This window comes from Shivajiella indica (assembly GCF_042683085.1).
Taxonomy (GTDB): Bacteria; Bacteroidota; Bacteroidia; order Cytophagales; family Cyclobacteriaceae; genus Shivajiella; species Shivajiella indica.
Genome location: NZ_JBHUIV010000003.1, coordinates 129,585 through 139,927, shown reverse-complemented (window position 1 = coordinate 139,927; position 10,343 = coordinate 129,585). Strand labels below are relative to the sequence as shown.

Below are 10,343 nucleotides of genomic sequence, written 5' to 3'. Positions count from 1 at the left end.
AATTCATTTACAATTAAAGTTTTAAGGCTTCCTGCACTCCCTGCTTTCGGAAGCCTTATTTTATATCTCTAATATAGTGAAATTCAGTCAATTAACCGCTAACTAAACGGCATTAATTGGTAATTGGTAATTGGTAATTTTTCATTCCCTTTTCCGCATCACAAACACCCCCATAGCCCTCAATCCATGGACTACAACACTTTTTGGGGACTCAAGATACTCAAGTCTGTATTTACTTAATACTTCCTCTTCCAGCTCTTGGGTCCATAAAAACCTCTCGGACCCATCCGGAAGAAGATAGACGCCTTTACCCAAATGTGAGGAATTCTCCTTCATATTTCCCTGATCCGTACACATCCTCAAAAAGAAAAAGCCTCCCGGTTTGAGGATACGCATCATTTCGGCCATCATCTGATGGAAATGTTGGGAACTTTTGGAAAAATGAAGTACTGCAGAGCTGATCATGGCATCGAAGGCGCCTTCATGAAAAGGCATATCCTCCAAAGAACAAGTCTGAAAACGATGGATATCATAATCCTTTTGAATGGTTTTTGCATAAATTCTTGCCATCTGAATAGCGGTAGGGTTCATATCTGTTCCAAAAATCCGGTATCCTTGATGTAAAAAATAAATACTATTTCTACCCTCACCACAACCAGCGTCAAGGATTTTCATTTCCTTATCAAACCTACCCTTTAGGATTTGATCCAATAAGTAGATATCAATATTGCCCAATAAATTATTCAGTTCCCTGACTTCCATTTTCAAACTTTTTTATGGCCTCTTCCATTTTCAACCTTCCGACTTTGATCAGTTCCTCTGCCCGGTGAAATTCCAAAGTTCCGGCCTGTTCTCTTGAAATCTCCACGATGATATCCACTTGGTGTTTTTCGATAACAAGATCGGATAATTTATCCTGTAGCAGGTCAAAAGAAAAGTTCAATAACTCCACCGAACTCATCCCTTTATCCTTTTTGGTTTCTTTCTGCTTTTCATCTGTATAAAAATAATTGGTGAACTTTTTCTGGTATTCATTCAACCAGGAGGGCAACTTCAGAGCAGATTCTTTTTTATCCTGTTTTTCAATTTGAAGGAGTTCACTCTTTGGCCCATTAAGGTCCACAGCTACTATCAATTCTCCCCTATTCTTTTCAGTAATGAGATTGAATGGAATGGGATTGATTATCCCACCGTCAATATATTCATGTTTGCCTATTTTTGCCGGAGTCATCACCGAGGGAATGGATCCTGATGCGCGGATGGCCTGATAAAGACTCCCTGATTTGAAAATTTTTTCCTTACCGGAAGGGATTTCCACTGCGGTACAGCAAAAAGGAATATTCAGGTCCTCAATCTGACAGTCTTCAATCAGTTTTTTTAATTCTCCAAAAACTTTTTCCCCTTTGATAAATCCTTTGCTGGAGAAAGTAAAGTCCATGAGAGAAAAAACATCAATACGGTCAAGATTGCAAATCCAGTCCTTAAATTTGGGTAATTGACCTGTCGCATATATCCCCCCAATCAAAGCTCCTGCAGAACAACCCGCAATAGAAGCAATTTCATACCCAGATTCTTCCAAAACTTCAATAACTCCGATATGTGCCATCCCCCTTGCACCACCACTTGAAAGTACCAATGAAACAGTTTTCTTGCCCATAAATCAAATTTGTTTTTAAAAAACTTAAAAAGCACACAATTTTGTTATACGAAATTAAACAATTATGAACCAATTTAAGCCATTTCATTTAGCTTTCCCAATCCGGGATATTGAAGAAACCCGCCAATTCTATGGAGAACTTTTAGGTTGTGATATAGGGAGAAGCACCGACAAATGGATTGATTTTAATTTTTTTGGACATCAATTGTCCGCCCATGTGAGACCCGAAGAACTGTCCATGGCAAAAGCCAATGAAGTGGATGGAAAAAATGTCCCGGTGAGGCATTTCGGAGCTATCCTCCCCTGGGAAGAATGGCATCATCTTGCTGAAAAATTGACTGAAAATGGTATAAATTTCATCATCGAACCCTATATCCGGTTTAAAGGTGAAGTGGGAGAACAGGCCACAATGTTTTTTCTGGATCCATCAGGAAATGCGCTTGAGTTTAAATCATTTCAGGATGAAAGCCAGATTTTCGCAAAATAATTACATATCAGATATAAATCGAAATCATCTTTAGGCAAATTCCTTAAGGAGATTCAATAAATTGGATAAAAAGCTTGTTTTGGAACCTAAATCGGATCAAAAGCAAGTATTTTTGTATAGAAAAAACAAGAAAGTCAACATTATGTGATTTTCACAATAAGGTAATCCTTTTTGTTGAAAAGGATTGTTCTTAATTAACCATTAATATTCCTTTATCACCACCTGTATTTATTTCATTTCAAAGGAGAACGAAAGGCCTTAGCTTTCGGTTGAATAACTATCTATCCAATGTTTAGTTATATGCTAGAAAAAAGATACAAAGGCATGTTGTACTACAAAACATACCAACATCCTTCCAGTAATGAGTGGGTGGTTTTCATCCATGGAGCTGGAGGATCTTCTTCTATCTGGCATAAACAGATCAGGGAATTTAAAGAAGAGTTTAACCTGTTACTCATAGACCTGAGAGGTCATGGGAAATCTGCAGAATCTATTCGTAATATTTGGAATGAGCAATATACTTTCCCTGTATTAACAAAGGATATCATAGAAGTTTTGGACCATTTACAAATACCGCCCGCCCACATCATGGGAGTCTCCTTAGGAACTATCCTTGCTAGACAATTGGCGGAAATGGAACCGAAAAGGGTAAAATCCATGGTTATGGCGGGTGCAGTCACCAAATTGAATGTCACCTCCAGAATGCTTGTTTTCTTGGGTAATACCTTCAAAAGTGTGGTGCCCTACATGTGGCTTTATCGTTTATTTGCATGGATTATCATGCCCAGAAAGCATCATGCCGAATCCAGAAACCTATTTATCAGGGAAGCAAAAAGATTGTGCCAAAAAGAGTTTATCCGATGGTTTAAACTAACTAAAGATATCAATCCCTTATTGCGGTATTTCAAACAAAAAGATTTGCCGATACCAACGCTATATATCATGGGAGAGGAGGATATTATGTTTTTGGAACCTGTGAAAAAAATCGTCCTGGAGCATAAACTTTCCCTACTGAAAATTGTCAAAGCCTGTGGGCATGTAGTGAATGTGGAACAACCGGAAATATTCAACCAACTTTCCCTTCAATTTCTTAAAAATCAAAATCAATCGTACTACCATTCTTTGGACTCTTAAATGAAAAAACAGACTAAAATCATATTATCCGTGGTGATTGTGGCGGTAATCGCTGTAATTTTTATTTATCCCAGAAGGGACCAGATTTTCGCCGGAAATAAGCAGGGACCAGGTCCAAGCATGACACAAGGACCAGGAGGGCCCGGCCAAGGCCAGCCAATTCCAGTAAATGTGGTGGAGATCAAGCCAGAAACCCTGGAAAACAATCTGAGTGTCACCGGGACCATTATCCCAAATGAAACAGTAAACTTAAGAACGGAAATTTCGGGTTTAGTGAAGAAAATATCCTTCAGGGAAGGGGAATTTGTAAAAAAAGGCACTCCTTTAGTGTACCTCAATGATGATGAACTAAAAGCCCAATATGACAAATTGGATTTTACAAGAAAGCTTTTCGAAAGTCAGGAAAACAGGCAGAAACAGTTACTGGCGAAGGAAGCTATTTCTCAGGAAGAATACGATATCGTATTGAATCAGTTTAATACAAATTTGGCAGATCTAAGGCTGGTTGAAGCACAGTTGAACAAAACCATTGTAGTAGCTCCCTTTGATGGAGTTTTGGGTTTGCGGATGATTTCAGAGGGAAGTGTGATCAGTACCAATGATGTCATTGCCAGCATTGTCAATATTGACCCCATAAAGATTGAATTTTCAATTCCTGAAAGATATGCCAATATGGTAACAGTAGGCTCAAAAATATTTTTCTCCAATGAAGCTGGTGGACAGGAAGTTGAAGGAACGGTTTATGCCTTTGAGCCGAATATTGATGCGGCTACCAGAACATTGAAATTACGGGCAACAAGTCCCAATAGAAGCAGGAGTTTCCTTCCTGGTATGTTTGTGAGGATCAAATTCCAGTTAGGCGTGGAAGAAAATGCATTGATGGTACCTTCCCAATCACTCATCCCAGAGTTGAATGGCTACAAGGTATATGTTGTCGATAATGAAAGTAAAGTTGAAGAAAGACAGGTTTCCATTGGAACTCGTACTGAAAGTCATGTACAGATTGTCAATGGATTGAAGGAAGGTGATCTGGTTTTGACCACCGGGGTATTGCAAGTAAGAACAGGTATGCCTGTTAATTATACAAAAATCAACTGATTATGGCGAGTTTATCAACTATCAGTATCAGAAGACCGGTCTTAGCCATTGTGATGTCTTTGACCATTCTTTTGTTTGGAAGTATTGGAATCACCCTTTTGGGTGTGAGGGAATTCCCCAGTGTGGACCCTCCGATTATCAATGTGCGTACCACTTATGTCGGTGCCAATGCAGATGTAATCGAAGCGCAGATTACCGAGCCTTTGGAGGAAGCTATCAATGGAATAGCAGGGATCAAATCCCTTACTTCCACCAGTAATGACGGAACCAGTAATATTACAGTCGAATTTGATGTGGGTGCTGACCTGGAAGCTGCAGCCAATGATGTAAGGGATAAAGTGTCAGGGGCACAAAGAAACTTACCTCCTGATACAGAACCGCCTGTTGTATCTAAAGCTGATGCAGATTCACAGCCCATCGTTTTCCTCTCGGTACAAAGTGACCGAAGAAATCTTTTGGAGATTACTGATATTGCCAACAATATTTTCAAAGAAAGATTACAGACCATCCCCGGGGTCAGCGCAGTGAATATTTGGGGTGAAAAAAGATATGCTATCCGATTAAGGATGGATCCCTTAAAAATGGCTTCCTATGGAATTACACCTTTGGATGTCTTAAATAAGGTTCAGAGCGAAAATGTGGAGCTACCATCAGGTCGAATTGAAGGTTCAGCGATAGAACTGTCCGTTAGGACAAAAAGCCGTTTAAGTACACCACAGGAATTTAATGACCTGATTATCAAAGAGGATCAGAACAATATTGTTAGGTTTATTGATATTGGTCGAGCTGAGATGGCCGCACTGAATGAAAGGACTGTACTAAAAAGGGATGGAATCCCTATGGTAGGCGTTGTTCTTGTGCCTCTTCCAGGATCTAACAACATTGAAATTGTTGATGAATTTTATAAACGACTGAGCCAAATAGAAAAGGATATCCCTGAAGATATCAAAATGGATATTGGATTTGATTCTACCACGTTTATAAGGAATTCAATTAAAGAAGTACAAGAGACAATTGTAATTGCTTTCATCCTCGTTGTCAGCATTATATTCCTTTTCCTCAGGGATTGGAGAACTACATTCATACCGGTTTTGACCATTCCAATTTCCTTGATTGGTGTTTTCTTTATCATGTATATTATGGGATTCTCCATCAATGTGTTGACCTTGTTGGGTATTGTATTATCCATAGGTCTGGTGGTAGATGATGCCATTGTGGTTTTGGAAAACATTTATTCCCGTATCGAAAAAGGAGAAAATCCAGATAAAGCGGCAGAAAAAGGTGCTGAAGAGATATTCTTTGCTGTAATATCAACAACCGTGGCCCTGGCCGCAGTATTCCTTCCAGTGATTTTCCTTACCGGCACCACCGGAAGGTTATTCCGTGAATTCGGTATTGTCGTGGCTGGAGCGGTCATCATTTCCTCATTTGTGGCTTTGACCATGACCCCGATGTTGAGTTCTAAACTATTGAAGAAAAGGGAAAAGCATAATGCCTTCTATAATTTTACTGAACCCTTTTTCATCTGGCTTAATGAAAAATACAATTTTGCACTTGAGAAATTCATGAAAGTAAGGTGGATGGCATTTGCTATAATTGTCCTTATGGCTTTTGGTATCTATCAATTTTTCGCCATTATCCCAACGGAATTAGCCCCAACTGAGGACCGTGGTGAAATGAGGGTCAATATTTCAGGACCGGAAGGAGCGACATTTACTTATATGGATAATGTTCTGGATGAGATGACTGTGGACTTCATGGAACAAATCCCCCCAAGCGAAAGAGAAGGACTTACAACAGTAACGTCACCGGGTTTTGGAACTGCCAGTACAAATTCAGGATTCCTACGTCTAATCCTAACGGATGCTTCCCAAAGAGAAAGAAGCCAACAGGAAATCTTCGGACAGGTTTCAGAAATGATCAAAAAATATACTGCTGTAAGGGCTTTTGTTACCCAACCCCAATCAATTGGAGACAGAAGGGGTGGACTGCCAATTCAGTATGTAATTCAGGCACCAACTTTGGACAAACTAAAAGAAGTCCTGCCTGCTTTCCTTGAAAAAGCCAATCAAAGCTCCATTTTCAGTTTTGCGGATGTCAACCTGAAATTTACCAAACCAGAGATTGAAATAGAAATCGACAGGGAAAAGGCAAGGAATGTTGGTGTTTCGGTACAGGAAATTGCACGGACGCTTCAACTATCCTATTCAGGTCAGCGTTTTGCCTACTTTATCATGAATGGAAAACAATATCAGGTAGTGGGTGAAATGCAGTTGGAGGACAGAAATGAACCGGTGAACCTCAGAATGCTTTATGTGAGGGCTGATAATGGGCAATTGGTCCAATTGGATAACCTGGTTAAAATCCAGGAAAAGAGTACACCTCCACAATTGTACCGATTTAATCGTTTTGTTAGCGCTACCGTATCTGCTGGTCTTGCACCGGGTTATACTATTGGTACCGGGCTGGATGAAATGGATAGAATTGCAGATGAGGTTTTGGATGAAACATACAGCACAGATGTCGCTGGACTATCTAAAGAGTTCAGAGAAAGTTCCAACAGTTTGATCTTCGCTTTTATGTTTGCACTGGTATTGATTTACCTGGTGCTATCCGCTCAGTTTGAAAGTTTTATGGATCCACTGACCATCATGTTTACTGTTCCATTGGCCTTGTTTGGTTCCTTGTTTTCCCTTTGGATATTTGACTTCACCCTGAATATATTCAGCCAGATAGGTATTATCATGCTCATAGGCTTGGTTACCAAAAACGGTATCCTCATTGTGGAATTTGCCAATCAGCGAAAAGCACAGGGTATGTCAATTGACGAGGCCATCATCGGAGCTGCTGGAGCCAGGTTCAGACCCATCTTGATGACTAGTTTATCCACTATCCTTGGGATATTGCCGATTGCATTGGCTTTAGGTGCCGGAGCGGAAAGCCGGGTTCCAATGGGAGTGGTGGTAATCGCTGGTCTGACCTTTTCCACTATATTAACCCTATTCGTAATTCCAGCAGTATATACTTTCTTAACCTCTAAAAAAGGTAGATTAGCAAGAGTCTAATGAAAAAAACACTTTTAACACTTACGCTCAGTTTATGGGCAATGTTCACCCTGTATGCACAGGATGTTGAAAATTTGGACCTGGAAAGGGCAGTTCTTTTGGGCCTGGAGAGAAATTTTGGGGTAAAAATTGCCTCCAACAATGCAGAGATTGCAGAAAGGGATGTGAAAATCGGAGTGGGCAGTTTCTTCATGCCTACCATTGACGCAAATGCAGTACGGAATTTCAGCAAAGAGGATGTAGAACAAAGGTTCATCAACTCCCCAGAACCCAATAGAATTCCTGGTGCGGAAACAAATACGGAAAATTACTCCATTGTTGGTTTTTACGGTTTTAGACCTGAAACCATTTACTCCATTAGGGTGCTAGGTCAATTGGCGGAGATCGGAAATTTACAGGCCAAGGTTGTAGTGGAAAACACTGTGGCCGCTATTTCTTCTGCCTATTATCGGCTGGTTTTGGAATTACAGCGCCATAAAGTATTGGAAACTACGCTTCAATTATCCCAAGCCAGATTGGATATTGCAAGGGCAAGGTATGAATTAGGTGGTGCAGGTAGGAGCGATTTCCTTACTGCGCAAGTTGATTACAATTCTGACTTATCACTATTGGTAAACCAGGAATTAAATATCAAAAATGCCAAAATCAACTTAAACGAGCTTTTGGCTTATAATCCTGAAACAAACTTGATTGTTAAAGACACTATAATTGTCGAAAACAACCTGCTGCTTAGTGATCTTTTGGAGAATGCTTATCTGAACAATAAAGACTTTCTGGTTGCCCAAAGACAGGAAAGTGCGGCATTTTACAGTTTGAAAGAAGCTCAGGCAACAAGATTACCTACCGTTAATCTGAACGGTTCTTATGTAAACAATACCCTGAATTCTGATGCGGGTTTCTTGCTTCAAAACCAAAGAGAGGGTTTCCAATACGGTATAACTGCTGCATTTAACATTTTCGGAGGATTTACTCTTAATAGAAGAATCCAAAATGCAAAGGTTCAGAAATATAATGCCGAATTAGGACTACAAGAGCTTGAAATCAACATGACCTCTAATATCCATAGGGCATACAATACTTACAATACAAACAGACAGTTATTGGATATAGAATACGCTAATTACAAAGTAGCCATTGAAAATGCGGATATAGCACTCGAGAGATTTAGATTAGGGATATCGGATTATCTACAGTTCAGGGATGCACAGCTTAACCTATTGACAGCGGAAAACAGATTAATTACTGCTTTATTTAATATCAAAGAGATGGAAATTGAACTGATGAGACTTTCTGGAAGAATATATTATCAGGGGGAGGAAGAAAGGTTTTCATTGACCCTAAAATAGTGGTTGGTTTAATTTATAGGGGAAACCATCCTGATTCATTTCAGGATGGTTTTTTGTTTTCAGTAGATTACACCTCATTCTAAAAAATATTGGAATAAAATTTGCTATTTTTGCCTTTTGTATTCACCATGTCCATTTATTTGGACCAACTTTGAATGAAACAAACCTTAAATGGATTACTCTTTCTTATTATTTTTTCTCTTTTTGGGATTCAGTGTTCCTTTTTAAAAGAAGATCGATCAAAAGAAAATCATTGGGAAAATCCTGTTCCGATTGATTTAGAAGAAATCGTTAATCGAGGATTTATTAGGGCTGTAGTGGACAATAGTTCTGTAAGCTATTATATCTATAGGGGGAGAAGAATGGGGTATGAATTTGAAATGCTCCGAAATTTAGCCAACAATCTTGGCATAAAACTTCATTTGATAGTCACTCCTGATATTGGTGAGGCGTTTAAGCTTCTCAACACCGGTAAGGCGGACATTATCGCCATGAACTTGGAAATCACAGAAGAAAGAAGAGTTTTTGCGAATTTTACAAAGCCCATGGGGCAAATCAGTACAGTGCTGGTTCAAAGGAAAAGCAACAACATGGTCAAGGATTACCCAGAATTACAGGGCAAAGAGATCCATATACGAAAAGATGCGGTATACAGAGACCAATTAACCTCTTTGCAGGAATTATATGAAATAGATTTAAACATAATAGAAGATGATGAAGATGCTGAAAATCTGGTCAACCGTGTTGTAAAAGGTGAAATTGAATTGACCATTTTGGATAAGGAAAACGCCTTGGTCAACGCTACTTATTTTGATAATTTGGACGTTGATCTGGAAATCAGTCCTAATTCAGATGTAGCCTGGGCAGTTAGGAAAAATTCACCAAACCTGGAAAATGCCATCAATGAGTGGATATTAAAAAGGAAAAAATCAGGTTATTTTAACATGATTTACGCCAAGTACTTTCAAAATCCAAAAAACAGTTATTTCAGAAACAACAGCCCTTTTTCCTCCCTTTCAGGAAATACCATTTCCCCGTATGATGATCTCATTAAGAAAGGATCAGAGACTTTGGGCTGGGACTGGAGATTGCTTGCCTCCTTGGTGTATAAAGAATCCGGTTTTGATACAACAGCCACCTCTTATGCCGGTGCCGTTGGTCTTTTGCAGTTGATGCCGGTAACATTGGAAAGATTTGGGGTAGACAACCCAAATGATCCCATTCAAAGCCTGATGGGAGGAGTTAACTATTTAAAATATTTGGATAAATTCTGGTTGGAAAGGATTCCTGAATCAAATGAAAGAATCAAAGTCATCTTGGCATCTTATAATATAGGTCATGGTCACGTGGAAGATGCCTGGAGATTGGCCATAAAATATGGTGGTAATCCCCAAAGTTGGGAAAGTATAGCCCATTTTTTAAAATTGAAAAGTAATCCGGATTACTATCGGGATCCCGTAGTTAAAAGTGGTTTTGCCAAAGGGCATTTAGCGGTTAATTATGTGGCAGATGTTATGATTCTTTATGATTCTTACAGAGTGCTAATTAACCCCTAA

8 protein-coding genes are annotated in these 10,343 nt (G+C 39.3%); 6 read left to right on the top strand and 2 right to left on the bottom strand.

Annotated elements, in window-relative coordinates:
* Window positions 1–141: 141 nt before the first annotated feature.
* Both ACFSKV_RS01595 and ACFSKV_RS01590 read right to left on the bottom strand, forming a co-directional pair.
* On the bottom strand, window positions 142–762 hold the full coding sequence (locus ACFSKV_RS01595) for a class I SAM-dependent methyltransferase (RefSeq protein ID WP_380799845.1): 621 nt from the start codon (window positions 760–762) through the stop codon (window positions 142–144).
* Window positions 740–1,657: a patatin-like phospholipase family protein gene (locus ACFSKV_RS01590; RefSeq protein WP_380799844.1), complete on the bottom strand. Its 918-nt coding sequence runs from the start codon at window positions 1,655–1,657 to the stop codon at window positions 740–742. The genes ACFSKV_RS01595 and ACFSKV_RS01590 overlap by 23 nt, the downstream gene beginning before the upstream one ends.
* 64 nt (window positions 1,658–1,721) lie before the next feature.
* On the opposite strand from ACFSKV_RS01590, the gene ACFSKV_RS01585 reads away from it, so the two are divergent.
* The 6 genes from ACFSKV_RS01585 to ACFSKV_RS01560 all read left to right on the top strand — a co-directional run bounded on the left by ACFSKV_RS01585 (window position 1,722) and on the right by ACFSKV_RS01560 (window position 10,343).
* Window positions 1,722–2,144: a VOC family protein gene (locus ACFSKV_RS01585; RefSeq protein WP_380799842.1), complete on the top strand. Its 423-nt coding sequence runs from the start codon at window positions 1,722–1,724 to the stop codon at window positions 2,142–2,144.
* Window positions 2,145–2,468: 324 nt separating this feature from the next.
* Window positions 2,469–3,278: an alpha/beta fold hydrolase gene (locus ACFSKV_RS01580; protein WP_380799851.1), complete on the top strand. Its 810-nt coding sequence runs from the start codon at window positions 2,469–2,471 to the stop codon at window positions 3,276–3,278.
* Window positions 3,279–4,376: an efflux RND transporter periplasmic adaptor subunit gene (locus tag ACFSKV_RS01575; RefSeq protein WP_380799841.1), complete on the top strand. Its 1,098-nt coding sequence runs from the start codon at window positions 3,279–3,281 to the stop codon at window positions 4,374–4,376.
* 2 nt (window positions 4,377–4,378) lie between these two features.
* Window positions 4,379–7,441, top strand: a complete 3,063-nt coding sequence (locus ACFSKV_RS01570; RefSeq protein WP_380799839.1) for an efflux RND transporter permease subunit — start codon at window positions 4,379–4,381, stop codon at window positions 7,439–7,441.
* A complete protein-coding gene (locus ACFSKV_RS01565) occupies window positions 7,441–8,787 on the top strand; it encodes a TolC family protein (RefSeq protein ID WP_380799837.1) in 1,347 nt (448 codons plus the stop codon). The genes ACFSKV_RS01570 and ACFSKV_RS01565 overlap by 1 nt, the downstream gene beginning before the upstream one ends.
* Before the next feature lie 155 nt (window positions 8,788–8,942).
* Window positions 8,943–10,343 carry an MltF family protein gene (locus tag ACFSKV_RS01560; RefSeq protein ID WP_380799836.1) on the top strand — a complete coding sequence of 467 codons (1,401 nt, stop codon included), beginning with the start codon at window positions 8,943–8,945 and terminating at the stop codon, window positions 10,341–10,343.